This is a genomic window from Synechococcus sp. RC10B2 (genome assembly GCF_047502635.1).
On the sequence record NZ_JANSHO010000068.1, the window covers coordinates 40554 to 61344 of the forward strand.

Below are 20791 nucleotides of genomic sequence, written 5' to 3' on the forward strand. Positions count from 1 at the left end.
TGAAAGGGTGAGGAACACGGGCGCACTCGATCCGAGGCTTTCAGGATTTTGGCACCTTTTGATCCTATCGCACACGGGATCCCTCACCTGACAAGTCGGAAAACGGCAGCGGCAGGAGCGTCCAAGTAGGGTCTCTGGGGAGCTGCTGCAGAGACAACCGCGAGTTTCTCAGAAGATGGGCGCTCGGCTGCCGAGCCGAGTAAGGAGAAGGTTGAAAGCCGTTAAACCAACGCTGTCTCCTCTTGGTTTGTGCTAGCCCTGGGGCTAGGCTATTGCCATCTCGGGGCAGCAGGCAACATCTGGGTGCGGTTTGGCTCTACCCCGACATCTGCGAGTTCAAGGAGGGAAAGTTGAGGTGAATTGGAGACGGACTTACTATCTCCCTGGATTGCTCTCGGCCCTAGCTTTATGGGGATCCCCCGCCTGGGCCGGAGAGTATTTCACCGAGGAAGTGACCAGCCCTAGCCTGGAGATCATCCACGGCTGGCGGCAGGAAGTGGACGGCATTAACGTCACCATCACCAACACCAGCCTGGGATCTTTTCGGGTGCCGCTGGAAATCGATATGGAGGATCGAACTAGCTGTGAGCGAGCCGACTTAGTGCTGACGAACAATCGCGTTATGCCAATGGGATCCTTTCAAGACTGCATTCTCAACATCTTTCCCTACTTGGATAAATTCATCAACCAAGAAGTCGCCAGCATTCGGGTCGCCCTCAAAGGGCCGGCCCCCCTCCTGGAGATCCCCCTGGAAGAGTCGGATCGGCTGATCTTGGCCCAGGTGGCCAACCAATCGCGGGAAGCCTTTGTCTTCTTTCAGCAGGAGCTGGCCCGCGTCTTGGCGCTCTTGAAGCAGCCCGATCCCGGCCAGGCCGAGACGGCCCCACCGACGGCCAGCCCAACGCCGACTGCTGCCGCCGAATCTGCACCCAACCCGGGAGATTTCGTGATCGTGGGCTCGATTCAGGAAGAACGGGTGGGGGCTGGCAGCCGCCTGAGCGTAGAGGCGATCAACCGCAGCACCCGCACCGTCCTCAACGCTCGTGCTCGCTTCACGTTCTACCGGGGAGAGGAGGTGGTGGAGACGCGGGTGGTCGCGTTTGAACCCAGCGACGTGCCGCCGGGACAACGCGCCTCTGCTAGGGTTCTGAAAACCGATGCCAATTGGGATCGGGTCACCGTCACCTTCCAGTGGCAGTAGGGATCCCTAAGGTGCCAGGGCGTTCCCTCGCAGCAGGCTGCCTAGAGTCTTAACCGTGATCTTGAACTGCACCCAAGGGTTCATGGGCACCACCGTCTTGTAGAGGTAGCTGTCAAAGGTCATCCGCTGCACATCCCGGTCAGCGCACATCTCCACAAAGGCCTCGCGGGTGGCGTTGGAACGGTAGAACACCCGTTGCAAAATGTCCAAAACCTTGTAGGTTAGGCCGTATTGGCGATCCCAGCGCTTGAGGTACAGCTTGAGATCTTCTTCGCTGGGGATGCGCTTCCCGCCCTCGGAGGTCTCGACGATGGTCTCGGCGCACATGCGGCCCGACTTGGCGGCAAAATAGATCCCCTCGCCGCTGGACTTGGTTACATAGCCTGCCGCATCTCCCACCAGGGCTGCCCGACCCACCACACGGCGCGGACGCGGATGCTCTGGGATCGGATGGGCTTCCACCTTGATCACCTGGCCGCCCCGAATCCGCTCGGCAGCGCGGGCGCGGATCCCGGCCTGCAACTTTTGGATCTGGGCTTGGTTGGCCTTCATGGTGCCGGTGCCCACCGCCACGTGGTCGCACTTGGGGAACACCCAGGCATAGAAGTCCGGAGAAACATCGTCCCCCACGTACATCTCTGCCCGCTCCTCGTAGTAGGCCATTTTGTCGTCCGGGAGCCGAATCCGCTCCTGAAAGGCCAGAGCATAGTTGTAGTCGCCGGCACCGATGGCTTCTGCCACCTTGGAGTGAAAGCCATCTGCCCCGATCACCAGATCCACCGCCAGCGAACGGGGTACTCCCCGATTTGAGCCGTCGGAAAAATCGCTGTAGTGCAGGATGTAGGGATCCCGGCCATTTTGGGGGATTTCCAGATGCATCACCTTGCCGTGGATCAGCTCCGCCCCTTTTTGGCGAGCGCGGTTGCGCAAGAAGGCATCCAGGATCTCGCGGCGGCACATGCCGATATACTCATTTTCCTTTTCGAGGGCGATATCCACCTCGTAGTTGGAAGGGGAGATCATCTTCATCTTGCGCACTTTGCGGTCGATAATCTCCTCAGGGAGGTCGAACTCTGAGACCATACAGAGGGGAATAGCGCCCCCGCAGGGCTTGGCGTTGTCTAGCTTCCGCTCAAACAAAAAGGTCTCGATTCCGGCTTGGGCTAGAACTTCGGCGGCAGAGGCTCCGGCTGGGCCACCCCCAACAACAGCAACTCTCAGGCTCAAGGCGCTCTCCTCGCTGCAAGTAGATCGGCTCGTCAGACAGCAGGCATCCTACCACAGCTCCCCAAAAGCGTTGCAAACCTTGACGAAGTATTGCAGTTCGGCGAGGCTCAAGGGAACGTGCTTTGGCGATGGGAACAATAAAAAGGGGTCCGCCCCGTCTGCTTGTCCAGGGGGCGGGGAGCGGAAACCTGCCCTGCAGTCCGGGCTCAGCGCTAGAGGTTCTGAATCATGAGCTTAATTGGCAACATCATTTGGCTGATCTTCGGGGGGTTGCTGACCAGTCTGGGCTATATCTTGGGGGGGCTAAGCCTTTGCCTGACCATCATCGGCATTCCTTTTGGCTGGCAGAGCCTCAAACTGGGGTTTGCAGTGCTTGCCCCCTTCGGCAAAGAAGTGGTGGAGTATCCCGATGCCAACAGCCCGCTGCTGCTGATCTTCAACGTGATCTGGCTGTTGCTCTTCGGCTGGCCCCTGGTGCTCAACCACCTCTTCTGGGCTGTGATCCTGGCCGTCACCGTCGTTGGGATCCCCTTTGCCAAACAGCACCTGAAGCTGGTCATCCTGTCTTTGTTGCCTTTTGGCCGGGATCTGCGCTGAAAGAGGGCAAAGTGGGGATCCCTGCAGATTAAGATCACTGCCAAACTCTACCGCGACGGCAAGGGGAGAGGGCGAGCGGCCAGCCGTTGACTGTGATTTGGATCGCCTTCGAACCTCTCATCCGGTCACCAAGACACGGGCGGAAAAGCGAGAGATTGAACTCATCGCAGATGGGGAGAAAACCATGCGCAGCATCTGGCTCGCGGGGGTAGTCGCTGCTTTGGCTCTGCTGGCGGCTATGTCTTTGGCTCAATCGGATCCCCAGGAAGAGTGGCTGCACGGCGAGCAGTGTGGCACAGAGGGGCCGGTCATCTGTCTGGAGTGACGTTCTCCTCAGCCCGGATTTCAGAGGGGCTCTATCTGGGTCACTTCTACCCGGCTCTCTGGCCCTAGGCTGATGCGGAACTGTTTGGCACCCGTCGGCAAGGGATCCGGCGGCAACTCCGGCAGGTCGGCAAGAGGAGTTTCGGCGCGGCGTTCCCGGGCCAGCTCATTCTCCGGCTCGGCAGCCAGCAGGGATCCCGCCGCATCCACCGTTACTCGATAGATCAAGCTCTCCTGCAAATCGGGAGGAGACTGCCATTGCTGGGCCAGGGTGTTTTGCAGCCGCAGCAGAGGATCTCCAGAGGCTTCCGGCGCGGTGAGCTGCTCCTGGGCCGAGTTGAAAGCAGTGGGAGCCCTCTTCTCCGGGGTGCGGCTGGCCCAGATCCCGACCCCGGCCACCAGGGCGATCCCTCCCACCAGCAGGGCAGCGATCCCGGCAGGCTGTCGATACCAAGCCCGCGTTACCGGCGTTCCCAGGCTGGCCAGTTGGGGAATGTCATCGGCCACCTGAGAGAGGTTCTCCAACAGGTCGTACAACTGGGTCATCGACAGATCCACTTGGGCAATCTGATTCTCCCCTTGGCGCACCGTGAGGCGATGAAAAATAAAATCCAGCGGACGGATGGCCACAGTACCGCTGAAGGTTCCCTTGGGCGCGCCGCTGAGCTGGGATCCGACGTAGCGGTCGATCACCGCGATCAAATCGCTGAGCCAAACACTGTCCCCCTGCAGAGTTTTGGTGGTCTCCCCCTGGCGAATTTCCAACTGACACTCGAAGTTCTGCTGGATGGCTCGCAGGGGCGGCGTTGAGGAACCCTCGGCAGCTTCGGGCAGGCCAGGTGCCTCTCCCCGCACCGTGAGGGTCGAGGTGGGCTGTTGATAGGTATGACTGATAAGGGTGAGACTGGGCATGGCAACTGGCGGGCAAACAACACAAGCAAGGAGCCTATTTCAGGAAGAGGGCAAAGCATCCGATCCGGAGCTATGGGCTACCTCCCCTTCTTCGTCGCTGCCGGCGGGCAGATCCATCTCAGGGCGGTTGAGCAGGGCTTTCCATAGACGCTGGGCCCCTCTTGGGCTGCTGTAAAACATCAGCTCGATCAAGATGCGCAGAGCCAGCTCGGCGAGGCTGTTCTCGTCACGCACATCCCCATCCACCATGCGGCTGCGGTAGTGGGAGATAAACTCATCTAGATAGTCGCCCACCAGTGGCTGACGGAAAGGGCTGAGCTCCTGTTCAACAGCAGCTTCCAGTTGCTCCAAGGTGCTGCGGATACGGGCCTGCTGCTGAGCAGCCAGATGAGCAATCACCAGCACCAGGGCGCGCGCCTCTTCGATATCGACTTCTTTTCGCCCACCGCTGCTGCGGCGCAGAGGGTTGGCGTTGCGCAGCCGCCAGAGAGCCACCCGATCGCCGATCTGCTTTTCCAAGTTCAGGGCTTTGGCTGCAGCCAGAACCGCCTCGGAAATTTCTCCGCTCAGGGACTCCAGCCCCAGCAACAGCAAATCCAACTGGGCTTTGATGGTTCCGGTAGCTGTGGTGAGGCCGGCGGGCCGAGGGTCTAGCTGAGTCTGCTTAGGTTCCACCGTCACGCTGTCAATGGGAGCTTTTTGCTTTGATAGGACTCTATGATCTCCTGTCTGGGGCAAACCTGCAACCGGATCCCTCCTGCGCTTGATTCTGACCCTTGCCAAGGGCTTGGATGACGACATCCGGCAGGCGCTGGGCATTGTCCCGCTCTTTCTCGCTTCTTGAGAGTTCCCCAACCAGATTAGAAGTCAGACCGAGTTGTTCTGGGTCAGTTGTTGTTTTTGCAACGAACCCATTTTCTCAGCCTGTTTGCCCTTGAGAAAAAGAGGGGGTAGGAGGCGCTGTCGGTATGGGTTGACCTAGGATAGTGTATGATTCAAGCCTATAGCGGGTGAGAAGAGAGGGGGATCCGCATTTTGCGGCTTGATTGCCTGACTGTTCCCAGTCTGCCCTTTCTGACCACCTCAGCTCCGGGCGTATCCACAGATGAGCATGAGCGCTCCTGCTGCCCAACCCAGCCCTCCTCACTTGGTCTTGATCTTCACGAATCGGATGGGTCGGCGCGGCGTTGTCTTAGACAAGATTTACTACTCGGTGGGCCGGGCAGCCAGCAACCACATCCGCCTCTACGACTCTTGTGTTTCCCGCGAACACGCCCTGATCATCCGCATCCCGGAAGAGAACCGGGCTGGGTACGGCTATATGATCTTTGACGGCAGTTCCGCATCCCGCCGCAGCACCAATGGTTTGTTCGTCAACGGCAAGCGGGTTTTGTCTCATCGGCTACAGCTTTTGGACAAGATAGGGTTTGGGCCCAATGTAACCGCCATCGTGGAGAGCACCGACCGCCTCAGCCCGGAGACGCTGGCAGCCCTGTTGAGGCCGCCGGCCCTCGGCGACAATGTAACCCCAACCGGATCCCAGAGAGAAACCTTGAAAGAGACGCCCAGAGAGAACGACGACTTCACCGCCGCTTGATGGCGTGAATGGTTTTCAATCCAACCCCCTGCCGAGTTTTGGGTTCCCGTGACTCCCACTCCCCCTGCCCTGAGCGGCTACTGGCAAAATGGCTTCGACCTGGAAGCTCACTTGGGATCCTTTCTCGGCCTCAAGGCCGCCGAGCTGCGGGAGAAGCTGCGGCTTGGCCAGCAACAGTTGGCAGAGCTGGGCCGGCGCGACTTCATCTGGGATCAGGCGGAGATCTTTTACCGGGATCGGGTGGGATCCGCCTATTTGCTGGACTTGGCAGCTTGGCACCTGAGCAGCACCGACTACATCGGCGATACCCTGCGCCTGGTGGCCGACCATGCCCGTGGGCGGGTGTTGGATTTTGGCGGCGGCATCGGCACCCACGCCATTGGGGCGGCCCTCTGCCCGGCGGTGGAGCAGGTGATCTTCTGGGATATCAACCCCATCCATCGGCAGTTTGTGCAACTGCGGGCGGAAAAGCTGGGCCTAAGCGAACGCATCCACTGTCCAGACACCTTCCCGGAAGGGATCCGTTTTGACACCGTCATCTGCTTCGATGTGGTGGAACATTTGCCGGATCCGGCGGCGCAGTTGCGGCAATTTGACGACTGGCTCCAGCCGGCAGGTAAGCTCTTGATTAACTGGTATTTTTTCAAGGGGTTTAACGGCGAATTTCCCTTTCATCTCGACGATTCACAGCGGATCGAGGAGTTCTTTCAGGTGTTACAAAGCCATTTCTTAGAAGTGTTTCACCCCTATTTGATTACTGCCCGCTGCTACCGCAAGTGGAATGAACGCTGAGATGGGAGAAAACCCAAGTGCTGCGCTATTTGCAGGTGTTGTGGTTGTTTTGGAGCACTTCTGTAGCTGCAGAAATGGAGTACCGGGCCAATTTTGTCTTTGCCAGCCTCAGCAGCTTGGGCGGCCTGGGGTCAGCTTTGTTTGGGCTGTCGCTGTTCTACCAGCAGGGGCACCGCCTGGGGGGCTGGAGCTGGCCGGAGGCGCTCATCGTCTTGGGGGTGTTCACCATTTTGCAGGGGGTGTCGGCCAGCCTTTTTAACGTCAACTTAAACCGCATCGTGCAACAAGTTCAGGAAGGCACCCTGGATTTTGTGTTGCTCAAGCCCATCAGCAGTCAGTTTTGGCTGTCAACTCGGGTGTTTTCTCCCTGGGGCCTGGTGGATATTGGCTGTGGCCTGTTGTTGATTCTCTACGCCGGGATCCAGTTGCGGCTGCCGGCCTGGGCCTATGTTCTGGGTCTAGTGCCCCTTTTGCTGGGGTTGGTCATCCTCTACAGCCTCTGGTTTATGCTGGGGGCCACCAGCATCTGGTTTGTCAAGATCTACAACGTCACCGAGGTGTTGCGGGGCTTGGTGGAGGCGGGGCGATTCCCGCTGGTGGCCTATCCGGTGGCCTATCGGTTGTTTTTTACCTTCGTCGTGCCGGTGGCTTTCTTGACCACCGTGCCGGCAGAAGCCTTGCTGGGTCGGATCCAGTGGCCCTGGCTTGTGGGATCCGCCCTGCTGGCGGCGGGGCTGCTGTGGGGATCCCATTTGTTCTGGCGCTTTGCCCTGCGCTTTTACACCAGCGCCTCTAGTTAAAATCTCCGTCCAAACCTCTCCATCCTGAGCATCCAAGCAGGGAGGATGGGAGTAATTGCTACAGAAGCGCCCCACGCGATCCCCTTTGGGAAGAACAATTGGCCTTCCCCCTCAATGAAAGGGCAAAAGCGGATTCTCGGCTGGGGGATGGGATCCCTCTAGCCTGCCTTTCTAGCGGCAAAAGAGAGTGCTGCTTGCCGCAGCAATCTGCAGCCACCTGTCTTGTGGCGCAGAGGGGTGTTTTGTTGTCAACAATCCTGACACCGACTGAGACAATTTGTCAATTTTTTAAGGAGCATTTTCCATGCGCAAGCACCTGCAGTGTGTGGCCGTATCTGTGGCAGCCGGTAGCTTAGCTCTGCTGGGCTGCAGCAACAGCAATGCTTCTCCGATGGCGATGATCCCCTCCCAAGCAGATTTGGTGGCCCTGGGCAGCGGCAACCGCCTCACCTTCATCCGCTCCACCGATGCCTCGGTACAGGGATCCCTGACGGTGACGGGGGTGAGTGGTAGTTTGATCGGTATTGATGTGCGTCCTGCCAATCGCCTGCTCTACGGCCTCACCGACGCCAACATCCTCTACACCCTTAACTTGCAGACCGGCGCCGCTACGGTGGCCAGTACCCTGTCGGTTCCCTTTACGGCGGGTACGCTGTCCGGCATGGATTTCAACCCCGTTCCGGATCGGCTGCGCCTGGTGGGAGCCAACGGCCAGAACTTCCGCATCAATGTGGACACGGGCGAAGTGATCCAAGATAGACCTTTGGCCTTTGGCCCAATGGAACTGCAGGGATCCCGACCGGCTGTTACCGCCGCCGCCTACACCAACAACGTGGCCGGCACCCAATCCACACGGCTGTTGAACATCGACGGCGAGCGCAACCTGCTGCTGTTCCAGAATCCGCCCAACGAGGGGGTGCAAATGCCGATTGGCCCCCTGGGCGTGAACTTCGGCCCGGTGGGCGGGTTTGACATCCGCACGGTCGGCGGGGTGGATACCGGCTTTGCCATCGGCGGCTCCACCCTGTATCGAATTGACCTGAATACAGGTCGCGCCACCTCTGTGGGCACGCTGCCGGGTGGGCCGTTCTTTGGCTTGGCTGCCTTCTAGATCGGCCAGGTTGTTACAATTCCAGTCATTTTTCTGGCCAATTGTTGCTGTTTTGTTTCGGCCCGATTCCAGCTCGGGATTGGGCCTTCTGTACTTCTTCAAGTAGGGTTGACCTCCATCTATGCAGGCGATAGATTATGGGAGCCGCTGTCCTTTCTGGCTTGCCTTAGGCAAGGCCTGCTTCTTACTAAGTGCTTTCTCGTCGCCGTTTTGTTTTCTCCTTCCCCCCATGAAGATCGAGGATGACAAAGCCGAGGGATCTCTGCAGGAGAGAAGCGATGCAGAGGTATTTTCAGCCCTCAAGGCAGGCCAGTCGCAAGCTTTGGCTATCCTCTACGACCGCCACGCCGGTTTGGTATACGGAATCGCCTGCAAGATGCTGGGCAACTCTGCCGAGGCCGAAGATCTGACGCAGGACATTTTTTTGAGTTTGGCCCGTTCTTCCTTCGATCCCAAGCGGGGATCCCTGCGCACTTACCTGGGCATTTTGGCCCGCTCCCGCTGTTTGGATCGGCTGCGCTCTTGGCGCAATCGACAGCGATCCCTGGAACGGGGCAGAGTGGAATTACAGGGCGATGCCGCCGAGGATCCGGCCCTGGAGCAGTTGGCCGGGGCAGAGCAGGCGGTCGAGGTGCAAACGGCTTTGGCCCAGCTATCTGAACATCAACGCCAAATCCTCAAAATGGCCTATTACGAAGGCATGAGCCAAACAGAAATTGCCAAGCAATTGAATCTGCCTTTGGGAACGGTTAAAGCCAGAGCCCGCCGAGGCTTGCTGCGGCTGCGCGAGTTGCTGGGAGGCGCCCCATGAAAGCCGAGTCTGTGTCTCCCGAAGAACTGCAACTGTGGCTGGCCGGCTACGTGCTGGGGGATCTCTCCCCGGAAGAGGCCGACCGCCTGGAAGCGGTGCTCAAGCTGCGCCCGGAGCTGCAGCAGGAGCTGCAAGCCCTGCAACAGACCCTGGAAAGGGCCTACGGCGTCGAAGAGAAGCAACCTCCCCCCGCGCTGCGGGCTTCTCTGCTGCAAGCCTACACAGAGCCGGCGCCCAAACCCCTCTCCACGACAATTCAGGGATCCCCTCGCTGGCGGGGCCTGGCGGCATTGGCAGCAGGGTTAATCGTGGCTTTGGGACTGGGGAATCTCTACCTGTGGCGCAGGCTGCAACTGGCCCAGACGCAAGGGATCCCGGTCGAGGTGGTGACATATGAATTGCAACCGACGGCAGAAAACGTGACTGGCTCGGTTACGGTGGAGGTGGATCCGCAGCGCTTGCAGGGGAGGCTGGTAGCCCGCGGTTTGCCGCCGCTGCCGGAAGGCCGCGTCTATGCGCTCTGGGTGGTGCTGGAGCCGGAAGCGCCCTTCACCAAAGATAGGGCGGGGGCGATCCTCACCACAGCTTTCCGGGTGGATGCGGCGGGAAACCAAGAACAGGAGCTGCGCTTGCCACCGGTGTTCGCATCCACAGAATGGGTGCGGGCAGTGGCCATTACCGAAGAAGACGGCAGCCGGCCCCAAGAGCACCAGGGATCCCCTCTGTGGATTTCCGGCTAGCGGGAGCAGTGGCCAACCAACATAGGTTCGTCGGCGGAGGCAAGGCATGGATCTAGCCAGGATCCCTCTGCTTAAGCGACTGGCGGAGCACTCTCGCCGATGTGGATCGGCAAAACAGGGATCCCGAGCCACCCTGCCGTTGGGAAAAGTTGTGGGCGCACCGGAAGCGTAACAGCATTAAGATGATGGTCACTACCCCGGCACAGCAAAAGCCAACTTGGAGGCCACCCTATGGGCGAAGCCAAGCGCCGCAAAACCCGAAACAGACCGACTCCCGACCAAGAGCTGCTCTTTCCCCAGCTCAAAGACATTCCTCTCACCAAAGCCCAAGCCCGCACGATCTACAATTGGACAACTCGAGGCGCTTGGGCCGGCATTATTCTCCTGGCCATTGTCTGGGTGGTGGTGCGATTTGTGGGGCCTGCCCTGGGCTGGTGGCACCTGGTGGGCTAGCCGGCTGGATCCCTTGAGTCTCCTTGGAGTTTTCCTATGCGATCCTACTTGGCAGCCGCCCTGCAGATGACCAGCACCCCCGATCTGGCCGGCAACTTGCAACAGGCAGAGGAGTGGATTGACTTTGCGGCGCGCCGGGGCTGTGAGCTGGTGACCTTGCCGGAAAACTTTGCCTTCATGGGGCCGGAGGAAGAAAAAGCCCGCCTTGCGCCGGAGATTGCGCAGCGGGCCGAAGAGTTTTTGGCCAAGATGGCCCAGCGCTACCAGGTGTTTGTGCTGGGCGGGGGATACCCGGTGCCGGATGGACAGGGCAAGGTGTACAACACGGCGGCCCTCTACAGCCCCGAGGGCAAGGAGCTGGCCCGCTACCGCAAGATCCACCTCTTCGACGTCAACCTGCCCGACGGCAACACCTACCGCGAGTCGAACACGGTGGTGAGCGGCAACGAGGTGGTTGTCTGCCAGGAGGAGCGGCTAGGCACCCTTGGTTTGTCGGTCTGTTACGACGTGCGCTTTCCTGAGCTATATCGCTCCTTGGTGGATCGAGGGGCAGAAGTGTTGTTGATCCCCGCCGCCTTTACCGCCTACACGGGTCGGGATCACTGGCAGGTTTTGCTGCAGTGTCGGGCCATTGAAAACACCTGCTACGTGATCGCCCCCGCCCAGGTGGGCACCCACTACGAGCGGCGACAATGTCATGGCCACGCCATGATCGTGGATCCCTGGGGGACGATCCTGGCGGATGCCGGCGGCGAAAAACCAGGAGTGGCCATTGCCGAGATCGCCCCAGAGCGGCTACAGCTTATCCGGCGGCAGATGCCCTCGCTGCAACACCGCCGGCTGGCCTGTGCCGTTACTCCCTAGGGATCCCCTATGCCTTGGCCGCCGCTGATTCTCTACAGCAAGCCCGGATGCCACCTCTGCGAGGGCCTAGCGGAGAAATTGCGGCAGATCCCCGAAATCGGCGAGCTGGAAATCCGCGACATCACCGCCAACCCCGCCTGGTGGGAGCGCTACCACCTGGAGGTTCCCGTGCTGAAGGTGGCCGGGGATCCCGAACGGCTTTTGCCTCGCCCCTCGCCGCGGCTGACGGCGGCGCAGTTGCGCGCCTGGCTGGGACAACAGTTGGGTTGCCTATCGGGAGGCTAGCGCTTCGCTGCGGGCGGTATAGCCAGCTTGGCGCAAAGCTGCCACGGTGGCCTCGGCATCTTTAACCCAAAATTGGGATCCCAGCCTCACCCAGAGCGTGTGGGGAGGGGCGACGATGGCCGCCACAACAGGGATGCGATTTTCTTCCTTGGCTTCCGAACGTTGGCGGGCAAGCAATGTTTGCAAACGGTATCGATCCTCCAATGTCCCAGCCGAGTCCAGAGGGAGTTCCACCGTAACCCAACTCACCGATTCAATCGGCTGTAAGTCCTCGACAATCAATTGCACCTGTTCATCCCGCTGATCCACCTTGGCCCAGATAAAAAGCCGTTGATCCACCTCCAGACGATGGCGCAAACGTTCGTAAGTTTTGGGGAAGATCACCGCTTCGCAACTGCCGGTGAGATCTTCCAGTTGCAAAATGGCCATGCGATCCCCTCTCTTGGTGGTTACCGTTTTAATGGCGGTCAGCAGGGCCAGAATGCCTACAGAAGTATCGGCTGCGTAGCCGCTCAAATCGGAGAGGTTAACAGGAGCCAACAGCCGCGCCTGCTCTTGAATCCGCCGCAGCGGGTGATCCGAAACATAAAAGCCCAACAGCTCCCGTTCTAGCCTTAACTTTTCTTGCGGTGGAAAATCTTCAGTTGCAGGCCCCCGCGGAGCTTCAATAAATCCCTGGTCGTTGCCCAACAAATCAAACAGGCTGGCTTGGCCAATGGCTTTGGACTTAGCCTGCTCCGCTGCCCAATTGAGGATGGGATCCAGATCCGCCATTAGCTGTTTGCGGTTGCCGGAAATACCATCAAAAGCGCCCGCACAGATCAACGACTCGATGGCGCGGCGGTTGACCACGCGCAGATCCACCCGCTGGCAAAAATCGGCCAAAGAGGTGAAGGGGCCTCCGGCCTGGCGGGCAGCCAGAATGTTTTGAATCGCCCCCTCGCCCACATTCTTCACTGCTCCTAGACCAAACAAAATGCTGGATCCCTGAGGGGTAAAGTCCAGGCCAGAACGGTTGATATCCGGCGGCTCAATTTGGATCCCGATCGACAGGCAATAGGTGATGTAGCGCTGGACCTTGTCTTGATCCCCTCCCACAGAAGAAAGCAGCGCCGCCATGTATTCTGTTGGATAATTGGCCTTGAGATAGGCTGTCTGGAAAGTAATCAGTCCATAGGCCGTAGAGTGGGATTTGTTGAAGCAATACTCGGCAAAAGCAACCATTTGGTCAAATAGCTCCGTAGCCACTTCCTTGGCCACACCTCGCTCTACTGCCCCTCGGACGAATTGCTCCCGGTGTTTCTCCATCTCGGAAACTTTCTTTTTTCCCATCGCCCGCCGCAATAGATCAGCCTGGCCCAGGGTATAGCCGGCCATGTCCTGGGCAATGCGCATGATCTGTTCTTGGTAGAGAATGGCGCCATAGGTATCTTGAAGGATTGGCTTGAGGAGATCGTGGGCGTAGGTTACCGGCTTGCGGCCATGCTTGCGATCGATAAAGTCCGGGATCATGCCCGTATCCAATGGCCCTGGCCGGTAAAGAGCTAAGACCGAGGAAATATCTTCCAAGTTGGAAGGCTTGAGCTCTCGCACCACCTGCTTCATGCCGGAAGACTCCAGTTGGAAGATCCCTTCCAGCTCTCCTTTTTCCAAAAGTTGGTAAGTTTTCTCGTCGTCCAATGGCAGGTTATCCAGGTCGATAGTGACCCCTCTGTGCTCTCGAATCAGCTCCACGGCCCGCTGGATCATCGTCAGGTTGCGCAGCCCCAAAAAGTCCATCTTCAACAGGCCCAGAGACTCGATATCTTCCATCGAGTACTGAGTAATAATTTGGCCTTCGTTGTTGTATTGCAAGGGCACGATCTCATCTAGAGGATCTTTGGAGATGACCACGCCGGCAGCGTGAACCCCAAAGGTTTTGTTGGTGCCTTCCAACAGGCGGGCCAGCTCGATCCAGCGGTGAGTGGTTGGGTCTTTCTCGTATTTTTCTTTGAACTCTGGAGCCGGCGTGTTCTCGCCGATCATCTCCTCCAATTTTGCCGGTTTGCCCCGCGAGATCGGGATCAGCTTTGCCATTTTGTCGGCTTCGGCATAGGGAATATCCAGCACCCGACCGACATCTTTGAGAATGGCCTTAGAAGTCATGCGGTTGAAGGTGATGATCTGGGCCACTCGCTCCTGGCCGTATTTGCGGGTTACATAGTCGATCAGCTCTCCCCGCCGCTCGATACAGAAATCGGTATCGATATCCGGCATCGATTGCCGTTCTGGGTTGAGAAAGCGCTCGAAGAGCAACCCATATTTGACGGGATCGATGTTGGTAATCTGCAAAGCATAGGCCACCAGGGATCCGGCTGCCGAACCGCGGCCCGGGCCCACCGGGATCCCATGTTCGCGAGCATAGCGAACGTAGTCCCAGACCACCAGGAAATAGCTGGAGAAGCCCTTTTGTTGGATGATATTCAGCTCAAAGCGCAGGCGCTCCTGATAGTTTTCCGGAATCTGATCTGGATAGGCGACGCCGCAGCGTTTCGCCAGGCCCTGCCAGGCCAATTCGGTGAGATAGCTATCGGCAGAATGGCCCGGCGGAACCGGATAGTCGGGCATGCGCGTTTCCCCAAATAGGTCATAGCCCTCGATCTTTTCCAGCACCTTGAGAGTGTTGGCAATGGCTTCGTCGATCACCTCCTGCTCCAGGTGATCGCGGCAGAGGCGGCGCATCTCCTCCGGGCTTTTCAAGTACTCTGTGCCGCTGTAGCGAAGGCGGTTTTTTTCGGTGAGGGATTTGCCTGTTTGGATGCAGAGCAAAGCATCATGAGCCTCCACATCCCAACAGGAGATGAAGTGGCTATCGTTGGTGAGGATGATCGGGATCCCTAATTCGCGAGCAATGCGCACCAATTGCACATTGACAAAGCGGTCTTCTCGATAGCCGTGATCCTGAATCTCGATGTAGTAATCATCTCCAAACTGTTCCTGATACCAGGCGGCAACTTGGCGGGCAATTTCTGGCCGCCCCTGCAAAATGGCCTGGGGCACCTCCCCGGCCAGGCAGCCGCTGGTAACGATCAACCCCTCTTTGTATTGCGCCAAATACTCTTTGTTGATACAGGGCCGAGCGAAGATCCCCTTGCCTTGAACGCCTTGGAGATGGGAAATGGTGGTCAGCTTGACCAAGTTTTTGTAGCCCTGGGTATTTTTGGCCAAAACCACTTGGTGATACTTGGGGTACTTGCGGCTTTTGTCTCGAATATCGCCGTTGATAACATACATCTCATTGCCGATGATCGGCTTGATCCCTTTGCTTTTACACAGTTTCACCAGCTCGATGGCCCCGTACATAACGCCGTGATCCGTCAGGGCCAGCCCCGGCAAACCCATCGCCACCACCTGCTCAATCAGAAGCGGCAATTGGCTGGCGCCATCCAAGAGGCTGTACTCGCTGTGCAAGTGCAAGGGAACAAAGGCCATGGCAAGGCTACAGATAGAAGGATCTTTCTTACCTTAACTCGGTGTGCCCATTTCCCGGCTGCCTGCAGGTGTGGCTACAGTGAGATCAATCAAGCTTGTGTTTTCTCCTTTTGCCTAAATGGACACTCCCCTTCGCCTCACCCAGTACTCCCACGGCGGCGGCTGCGGCTGTAAAATCGCCCCGGCGCTGCTGCAGCAGATTCTCAAAGAGCTGCCCCTTTTCTGGTCGGATCCGGCGCTGCTGGTGGGATCCGAGACCAGCGACGATGCCGCCGTCTACCAACTCAACGACGAGCAGGCCCTGATCCTGACCACCGACTTTTTCATGCCCATTGTGGACGATCCGGTGGATTTTGGCCGCATCGCCGCCGCCAACGCCCTTTCCGATGTTTACGCGATGGGGGGCACGCCCATTCTCGCCCTGGCCATTTTGGGCATGCCGGTCGACAGGTTGCCCCTGTCGGCCATTCGGGAGATCATGGCCGGGGGAATCAAGGTCTGTCAGGAAGCCGGGATCCCTTTGGCCGGGGGGCACTCCATCGATTCGCCCGAGCCCATCTTCGGCCTGGTGGCGGCAGGGCTGGCCCACCCGCAGCACATCCGCCGCAACGCCACCGCCCGGCCCGGCGACGATCTCATCCTCACCAAGCCGCTGGGGATCGGGGTGATGACCACCGCCCTGAAAAAGGGCCAGCTCAGCGCGGCAGGCTACGCGGAAGTTTTGCAGGTGATGACTCAGCTCAACCGCATCGGCCCGCAACTGGCGCAGCGAGCCCAGGTTCGCGCCCTAACCGATGTAACGGGGTTTGGCCTTTTGGGACATCTGCTGGAAGTCTGCCGGGGCTCGGGGGTGAGCGCCGAGCTGGATTTGGCTGCCATTCCGTTTTTGACCGAAGCGCTCTCCTTAGCTGAAGCTGGGATCTTCCCCGGCGCAGCCCGGCGCAACTGGCAGGGCTATGAGGGAGTAGAGGCCAACTCTCTGCCGGAGTGGCAGCAGTTGCTCTTGTCGGATCCGCAAACCAGCGGCGGCTTGCTGGTGGCGGTGGATCCCGCCTACACCGCAGAGCTTTTGCAAGAGCTCCACAGCGCCGGCTACTCTTACGCCCGTCGCATTGGCCGCTGCCAGGCCGGCGAAGGGATCGCCATCCGGGTTGTCGGCGAGATGCCGGTAGCTTGAGTGAAGCCTATATTCGGCCCTCTCCTGCCAATATGAAGATTCGGTCAAGCAGAGCTGCGAAAGTTGAAGATCTCATGTAAGGGTAAGGGGAGCTGAGATATCTTAAAGGGGTATGAACGAGCCCTCTCCCAACAGCCATAGCCTGGTTCAGTGGGTTGAGCCAGGTCAACTGATTCGCAGCCTCAGCAGTGGCCAATTGCTGATGGTGGATCCACAGCGGCCCAACGCCCTGATCATCTGCAAGACGTTTCATGCCGAGTTTGCCGGGCCGGGGGCTGCGGTCGGGGGGCCCTTGGATGTGGATTCGAGCGGCGTGCTCCCCATTGGGGATGTGGCTCTGTTGCATCCCCAGGGCTATCAAGAGCGGCAAAATGCCTATGCCAAGCGGCTGCACTGGATGCGCTGGCTGCAGCAGATCACCGATAATCCTCTGCCGGCCCAGCGGGCGCGGGTGCTGCTTTTTAGTTTGGAGGAATTTTTCTCTGCCGATTTGGTCAGCCAGTTGCCGGATGACATTTTGGCGCGGCTGGTCGGGGTGCTGCCGCAGACAATCGCCGCAGCTCGGATGGAAATGATGCCCCTCTACAGCCCCAGCTATTCCCTGGCCGGCTGAGCCGTCTTGGGGAAGAAGGGAGAGGGGAGCCTGAGTTGGGGCTGTTCGGGATCGGAGTAAGAGACCTAGACTACAGAAATCAGGCCTTCTGGCTCTCTGGATTTGATTGGAAAATAAGCGCGGTATCGCTACCCTGAAAGCTCGCCCAACCGGGATCCTGGCCTCATGCAGTGGTGGAAACGGCTTCGCCAAAATCGCTGGGCTCAAGCAGGAGCCTACATCCTCCTCGTTTTCTATACTTGCGCCATTTTTGCCGAGTTTGTCGCCCCCTACAGCCCGCTGGAATCGCAGCCGGGGGGATCCCTTCTGCCCCCCACCGCCATTCACTTTTGGGACGAGTCGGGGGCTTGGCTGGGACCCCACGTTTATCCAACTCGCCAGGGGCCGGTGGATCTGGAAACGGGCGAACGTCCGCTTTTGGTGGATACCAGCCGTCCCGCCGGGATCCGCCTGTTTGTGGCCGGCACCCCTTACCGTTGGTTGGGTTTGATCCCCTGGGATCGACACCTATTCGGCACTGTCCCTCTGCGGACGGAGGAAGGGCTGCCCGTAGCGCGGCTACACCTGCTGGGCACGGACGATCAAGGTCGCGACTACTTCAGCCGTCTGGTCTACGGTGGGCGCGTCAGCCTGTTCGTTGGCCTGGTGGGCATCGGCATCTCTTTTCCCATCGGTCTGCTGGTGGGGGCCATATCCGGCTACTTCGGCGGCTGGGTGGATACGCTGCTGATGCGGCTGACTGAGGTGTTGATGTCGATCCCGACGCTGTATTTGCTGGTGTCGTTGGCGGCGGTGTTGCAGGTGAACCCGCTGACCGGTGTGCCCTTCAGCAATGCCGAGCGCTTTTTGGTGATTGTGGCCATCCTCTCTTTGGTGGGTTGGGCGGGCTTGGCCAGGGTGATTCGGGGGCAGGTGCTGTCCTTGCGGGAGCGAGACTTTGTGCAGGCGGCGCGGGTGGCCGGGGCCGGATCCCTGTATCTGCTGGTGCGCCATATCCTGCCCCAGACCACCACCTACGTGGTGATCTCGGCAACCTTGGCGGTGCCCGGCTATATCGTGGCAGAGTCGGTGCTGAGCTTGATCGGCCTGGGGATCCAACAGCCGGATGCCTCGTGGGGGAACATGCTGTCGCTGGCCACCAACGCTTCGGTAATCATTCTGCAGCCCTGGCTGGTGCTGGCCCCCACCCTGATGGTGGTGCTCACCTCCCTGTCTTTTAACTTGCTGGGAGATGGCCTGCGAGATGCCCTCGACCCGCGGGATCCTGATCCTCGCTGAGGAGAAGTTGCTTCCTGGTTTGCCGGCTGTAGAGGCAATGGGGCGGCCTGCCGTTCACCGTTTCCCGTCGGGATAGAGCCGGTTGAGCCCCTTGCGAGCCTTGGCATGGACGTCCAGGGTGGTATCCATCTTCAGGATCTGGCGGTAGACTTGCTCGGCCCGGGCGATTTCCCCCTCCTGCTCCAACTTCTCGGCCAGCTTGAGCCAACTTTGGGCCGAGGGATCCGCCAAAGAGCCCTGCTCCTGCAGTTGCCGCAGCTCTTCCAGGCGCTCTTGCACCATCGGTCGCAACAGCCAGGAATCGTCCAGATCCAACACTTCTCGGTAGTAGCGCTGGGCCTCTTTGAAGTTCTTTTGCTCGTCGTAGGCTTCCGCCAGTTGCAAAGCCAGCTCCGCCGTGGGCCGATCCTTAAACTGGCGATGCAGTTGGTTCAGCCGCCGCAGGAAGGGGGATCCCTGCTGCGGGTTTTTCAAATCCGGCGCGTGTTGAACCGGCAAATAGTTACTCCTCTCCGCCGATTGTTGAGGGGAAGGGGCAGGCTCCGCGGCCTGAGGTCGAAGGGGCGTTTGCCGGCTGATGCTTTTGGGGTCAATGGGGGTGGGCTTGTAAACCCAAACCGGCTGATCCGAAGAGGATGCCGGTGGGGTTGGGTGTGGGATCGGCTGGGGCAAGGGAATGGTCTTGCGATCCGGTGGTTCAGGAGGTGGCTGCTTCAGTTCTTCAGGGGTGCCGGGAGGTTTGGGGGCTTGAAATTGAATTGCCTTGGGAGCCTTCCTGTGCTCTTGGGCCAATTCTCGATAGAGGGCGGCCAATTGGGCATACCCCGCTTCTTCGTAGGCGGTGGCCAGCCAACGAGCATTCTCTGGGCTGGGATCTGCACGGTAAGCCCGCCGCAGCAACTGCAAAGCAGTGCCATAATTGCGCTCTCGAATGGCTGCCTGCCCCAAACTGGCTGAGCTGGCCCCGGTCGTATCGCTAGCCATAGGTTTCCGTCATGCCTCGCTGTGCGCCAATGATAGATCAGTTCTCCCTAGCCAGCCACCTGGGGCAACCTTTGCGACTGGATCCCTTGGCCATAGCATACCTTTGTCGAGCCGAACGCTGACTGCCAAGAAAGACTTCTCTTCTTTGGGATCTGCTCGCTAGACATCTTTAGCTGATGTTGATTTGAGATTGAGGCATTGAGATCTGGATGTGAGGCATACTTTCAAGCTAGCTTGTAGTCAAGCCCCGAGCAGCGACAGGTTTCGGCGCAAACATGATTCAACAGTTTCGAGATCGGTACCCCATGGGCAGTTTGCTTACCGATCTGTTGCGCGTAGAAGAAGGGATCTACATCGTCAAAGCCCAGGTGGTGGTCAACAACACGGTTCTGGGCAGTGGTATTGCCGGCTCCAACACAGTAGAAGAAGCAGAAGATGCTGCGCTGAAGCGCGCTTTAAACCACGCAGGATTCGGTCATTCCACAACTTCCCTGAGCTTGGGGGTGGATTCTGCTGCCGCCAGGATGCCCTACCTGCCCACTCCTGACTTGGCCAATGGGCGCACCCACTCTTCTGCTGCCCCTCAAGCTCCTGAGTCGATAGGGATCCCGGCGAAGCCGACTTCCCCAGAGTTGCCCAATCTGAGCGAGCCAGGGGCCTATGGAGATGATTTATCCGACATCATTGCTCAAACAGATGTCGAGATGCAGCGTATTGGCTGGGGCCGCAAGGAAGGACAAGAGTTCTTGGAGCGTCGCTTCCAAAAAAAGTCGCGCCACCAACTAAATGAGGCCGAACTGCGGGAGTTCTTGCGCTATTTAAAACAGCAGCCGTCCCGCCTCAACAGCGAGCCCCGTTTTTGACTTTTCCAGACTCCCTCGCTCCCGGCCCCTCTCCCAGAGGGAGTCCCCCCTCACCCCCAGCCCCTCTCCCAGAGGGAGAGGGGAGTTAGACTTGACCTTGGAAAAATCCCTTGCCCAAAGACAGGAGACTGCATCAAACCGCCAGTCTCTCTGGTGTCTCGTTGTGTTCTGGAATAGCCACGGCTAGGGCGCACCCACGATCACAGTGGTGTCTTGCATTGTCTTCACGACGGTCTCGCCTCCTTCCGAGAGCACAACCCGTCGCTCCGGCACCGACACTCCGGCCACCCTGGCAGTTTGGTAGTTTTGCCCGGCCTGCACCACAGAAGGAATGACGCCTGGGCCGGAAACCAAAGCAAAGGATTCGCCACCAATCTGGATCATCCCAGAAACCTGCACGCTGCGGGCAAAGGCCGCCGGGTCACGAGTGGGGGTCGGGAGCGGCGTGGTCACTGCTACGGGCACTTCGCCACCATTGCCGGGCGGCGGCAGCTCCGGCGGCGGAGGTAGAGGTGGCAGGTTAAGGGTTGGCTCAGGGGCACGCACGTTTTGGGGCACAAAGGGATCCGCCCGTCCCGCCCCACTCAAGGCCCGCTGGGTTTCCTGCTCTCGATCCACTGGCGGGATCAGGCTAGAGGCAGCTTGGGTAGCCTGCAGAAGGGAGGGCACCGGCGGCGGGGGTTGATCGGGG

The 20791-nt window shown here is 59.1% G+C and carries 21 protein-coding genes and 1 pseudogene; 16 read left to right on the forward strand and 6 right to left on the reverse strand.

Annotated elements, in window-relative coordinates; all coding sequences use genetic code 11:
- Nucleotides 1–355: 355 nt before the first annotated feature.
- On the forward strand, nt 356–1201 hold the full coding sequence (locus tag NW855_RS10170; protein ID WP_011428995.1) for a hypothetical protein: 846 nt from the start codon (nt 356–358) through the stop codon (nt 1199–1201).
- Between the two features lie 6 nt (nt 1202–1207).
- Here NW855_RS10170 and chlP read toward each other — a convergent pair whose 3' ends face one another.
- Nucleotides 1208–2428: a geranylgeranyl reductase gene (gene chlP, locus NW855_RS10175; protein ID WP_099884389.1), complete on the reverse strand. Its 1221-nt coding sequence runs from the start codon at nt 2426–2428 to the stop codon at nt 1208–1210.
- Between the two features lie 228 nt (nt 2429–2656).
- Between chlP and NW855_RS10180 the strand changes: the two genes are divergently transcribed.
- Together NW855_RS10180 and NW855_RS10185 are read left to right on the forward strand one after the other, a co-directional pair.
- Entirely contained in the window at nt 2657–3025 is a 369-nt protein-coding gene (locus NW855_RS10180) for a YccF domain-containing protein (protein WP_414402503.1), read from the forward strand.
- A gap of 184 nt (nt 3026–3209) precedes the next feature.
- Nucleotides 3210–3350, forward strand: coding sequence for a hypothetical protein (locus NW855_RS10185; RefSeq protein ID WP_168173324.1), 141 nt, complete (start codon nt 3210–3212; stop codon nt 3348–3350).
- Between the two features lie 20 nt (nt 3351–3370).
- On the opposite strand, the gene NW855_RS10190 is transcribed toward NW855_RS10185, so the two are convergent.
- Together NW855_RS10190 and NW855_RS10195 are read right to left on the reverse strand one after the other, a co-directional pair.
- Nucleotides 3371–4261: a DUF4335 domain-containing protein gene (locus NW855_RS10190; protein ID WP_011428993.1), complete on the reverse strand. Its 891-nt coding sequence runs from the start codon at nt 4259–4261 to the stop codon at nt 3371–3373.
- Between the two features lie 39 nt (nt 4262–4300).
- A complete protein-coding gene (locus tag NW855_RS10195) occupies nt 4301–4942 on the reverse strand; it encodes a DUF3038 domain-containing protein (protein ID WP_011428992.1) in 642 nt (213 codons plus the stop codon).
- Between the two features lie 424 nt (nt 4943–5366).
- Here NW855_RS10195 and NW855_RS10200 point away from each other — a divergent pair, with 424 nt between their 5' ends.
- The 9 genes from NW855_RS10200 to NW855_RS10240 all read left to right on the forward strand — a co-directional run bounded on the left by NW855_RS10200 (nt 5367) and on the right by NW855_RS10240 (nt 11714).
- A complete protein-coding gene (locus NW855_RS10200) occupies nt 5367–5858 on the forward strand; it encodes an FHA domain-containing protein (protein WP_414402504.1) in 492 nt (163 codons plus the stop codon).
- A 48-nt stretch (nt 5859–5906) separates the two neighbouring features.
- A complete protein-coding gene (locus tag NW855_RS10205) occupies nt 5907–6650 on the forward strand; it encodes a class I SAM-dependent methyltransferase (RefSeq protein WP_099812623.1) in 744 nt (247 codons plus the stop codon).
- Between the two features lie 17 nt (nt 6651–6667).
- The gene (locus NW855_RS10210; protein ID WP_011428988.1) at nt 6668–7450 is read left to right on the forward strand and encodes an ABC transporter permease; all 783 of its coding nucleotides are present in this window, start codon (nt 6668–6670) and stop codon (nt 7448–7450) included.
- Between the two features lie 304 nt (nt 7451–7754).
- The gene (locus tag NW855_RS10215) at nt 7755–8561 is read left to right on the forward strand and encodes a DUF4394 domain-containing protein (protein WP_414402505.1); all 807 of its coding nucleotides are present in this window, start codon (nt 7755–7757) and stop codon (nt 8559–8561) included.
- Nucleotides 8562–8790: 229 nt separating this feature from the next.
- Nucleotides 8791–9372 carry a sigma-70 family RNA polymerase sigma factor gene (locus NW855_RS10220; protein ID WP_011428985.1) on the forward strand — a complete coding sequence of 194 codons (582 nt, stop codon included), beginning with the start codon at nt 8791–8793 and terminating at the stop codon, nt 9370–9372.
- Nucleotides 9369–10112 carry an anti-sigma factor gene (locus tag NW855_RS10225; protein ID WP_011428984.1) on the forward strand — a complete coding sequence of 248 codons (744 nt, stop codon included), beginning with the start codon at nt 9369–9371 and terminating at the stop codon, nt 10110–10112. The genes NW855_RS10220 and NW855_RS10225 overlap by 4 nt, the downstream gene beginning before the upstream one ends.
- Before the next feature lie 231 nt (nt 10113–10343).
- Complete coding sequence (locus NW855_RS10230; protein WP_011428983.1) at nt 10344–10565, forward strand: DUF2839 domain-containing protein; 222 nt, start codon at nt 10344–10346, stop codon at nt 10563–10565.
- 36 nt (nt 10566–10601) lie between these two features.
- On the forward strand, nt 10602–11429 hold the full coding sequence (locus tag NW855_RS10235) for a carbon-nitrogen hydrolase family protein (protein WP_011428982.1): 828 nt from the start codon (nt 10602–10604) through the stop codon (nt 11427–11429).
- Nucleotides 11430–11438: 9 nt separating this feature from the next.
- Entirely contained in the window at nt 11439–11714 is a 276-nt protein-coding gene (locus tag NW855_RS10240) for a glutaredoxin family protein (RefSeq protein ID WP_011428981.1), read from the forward strand.
- Here the strand turns inward: NW855_RS10240 and NW855_RS10245 are convergent.
- Nucleotides 11700–15185 carry a DNA polymerase III subunit alpha gene (locus NW855_RS10245; RefSeq protein WP_414402506.1) on the reverse strand — a complete coding sequence of 1162 codons (3486 nt, stop codon included), beginning with the start codon at nt 15183–15185 and terminating at the stop codon, nt 11700–11702. The genes NW855_RS10240 and NW855_RS10245 overlap by 15 nt on opposite strands.
- A 118-nt stretch (nt 15186–15303) precedes the next feature.
- Between NW855_RS10245 and selD the strand changes: the two genes are divergently transcribed.
- The 3 genes from selD to NW855_RS10260 all read left to right on the forward strand — a co-directional run bounded on the left by selD (nt 15304) and on the right by NW855_RS10260 (nt 18253).
- A complete protein-coding gene (gene selD / locus NW855_RS10250) occupies nt 15304–16362 on the forward strand; it encodes a selenide, water dikinase SelD (RefSeq protein WP_099812628.1) in 1059 nt (352 codons plus the stop codon).
- Nucleotides 16363–16474: 112 nt separating this feature from the next.
- A complete protein-coding gene (locus NW855_RS10255) occupies nt 16475–16975 on the forward strand; it encodes a hypothetical protein (RefSeq protein ID WP_011428977.1) in 501 nt (166 codons plus the stop codon).
- A gap of 165 nt (nt 16976–17140) precedes the next feature.
- Nucleotides 17141–18253 carry an ABC transporter permease gene (locus NW855_RS10260; RefSeq protein ID WP_011428975.1) on the forward strand — a complete coding sequence of 371 codons (1113 nt, stop codon included), beginning with the start codon at nt 17141–17143 and terminating at the stop codon, nt 18251–18253.
- Between the two features lie 54 nt (nt 18254–18307).
- Here NW855_RS10260 and NW855_RS10265 read toward each other — a convergent pair whose 3' ends face one another.
- Nucleotides 18308–19237, reverse strand: a complete 930-nt coding sequence (locus NW855_RS10265) for a hypothetical protein (RefSeq protein WP_414402507.1) — start codon at nt 19235–19237, stop codon at nt 18308–18310.
- A 275-nt stretch (nt 19238–19512) separates the two neighbouring features.
- Between NW855_RS10265 and NW855_RS10270 the strand changes: the two genes are divergently transcribed.
- On the forward strand, nt 19513–20100 hold the full coding sequence (locus NW855_RS10270) for a hypothetical protein (RefSeq protein ID WP_099887291.1): 588 nt from the start codon (nt 19513–19515) through the stop codon (nt 20098–20100).
- A gap of 183 nt (nt 20101–20283) precedes the next feature.
- Here NW855_RS10270 and NW855_RS10275 read toward each other — a convergent pair.
- A pseudogene (locus NW855_RS10275) lies at nt 20284–20791 on the reverse strand (hypothetical protein); the annotation flags it as partial.

What these genes read in the sequence shown, in the direction of transcription:
- NW855_RS10180 (WP_414402503.1), top strand. Translation starts at nt 2,657, where the DNA reads ATGAGCTTAATTGGCAACATCATTTGGCTGATCTTCGGGGGGTTGCTG.
- NW855_RS10185 (WP_168173324.1), top strand. Translation starts at nt 3,210, where the DNA reads ATGCGCAGCATCTGGCTCGCGGGGGTAGTCGCTGCTTTGGCTCTGCTG.
- NW855_RS10190 (WP_011428993.1), bottom strand. Translation starts at nt 4,261, where the DNA reads ATGCCCAGTCTCACCCTTATCAGTCATACCTATCAACAGCCCACCTCG.
- NW855_RS10200 (WP_414402504.1), top strand. Translation starts at nt 5,367, where the DNA reads ATGAGCATGAGCGCTCCTGCTGCCCAACCCAGCCCTCCTCACTTGGTC.
- NW855_RS10215 (WP_414402505.1), top strand. Translation starts at nt 7,755, where the DNA reads ATGCGCAAGCACCTGCAGTGTGTGGCCGTATCTGTGGCAGCCGGTAGC.
- NW855_RS10220 (WP_011428985.1), top strand. Translation starts at nt 8,791, where the DNA reads ATGAAGATCGAGGATGACAAAGCCGAGGGATCTCTGCAGGAGAGAAGC.
- NW855_RS10225 (WP_011428984.1), top strand. Translation starts at nt 9,369, where the DNA reads ATGAAAGCCGAGTCTGTGTCTCCCGAAGAACTGCAACTGTGGCTGGCC.
- NW855_RS10230 (WP_011428983.1), top strand. Translation starts at nt 10,344, where the DNA reads ATGGGCGAAGCCAAGCGCCGCAAAACCCGAAACAGACCGACTCCCGAC.
- NW855_RS10235 (WP_011428982.1), top strand. Translation starts at nt 10,602, where the DNA reads ATGCGATCCTACTTGGCAGCCGCCCTGCAGATGACCAGCACCCCCGAT.
- NW855_RS10240 (WP_011428981.1), top strand. Translation starts at nt 11,439, where the DNA reads ATGCCTTGGCCGCCGCTGATTCTCTACAGCAAGCCCGGATGCCACCTC.
- NW855_RS10245 (WP_414402506.1), bottom strand. Translation starts at nt 15,185, where the DNA reads ATGGCCTTTGTTCCCTTGCACTTGCACAGCGAGTACAGCCTCTTGGAT.
- selD (WP_099812628.1), top strand. Translation starts at nt 15,304, where the DNA reads ATGGACACTCCCCTTCGCCTCACCCAGTACTCCCACGGCGGCGGCTGC.
- NW855_RS10255 (WP_011428977.1), top strand. Translation starts at nt 16,475, where the DNA reads ATGAACGAGCCCTCTCCCAACAGCCATAGCCTGGTTCAGTGGGTTGAG.
- NW855_RS10260 (WP_011428975.1), top strand. Translation starts at nt 17,141, where the DNA reads ATGCAGTGGTGGAAACGGCTTCGCCAAAATCGCTGGGCTCAAGCAGGA.
- NW855_RS10265 (WP_414402507.1), bottom strand. Translation starts at nt 19,237, where the DNA reads ATGGCTAGCGATACGACCGGGGCCAGCTCAGCCAGTTTGGGGCAGGCA.
- NW855_RS10270 (WP_099887291.1), top strand. Translation starts at nt 19,513, where the DNA reads ATGATTCAACAGTTTCGAGATCGGTACCCCATGGGCAGTTTGCTTACC.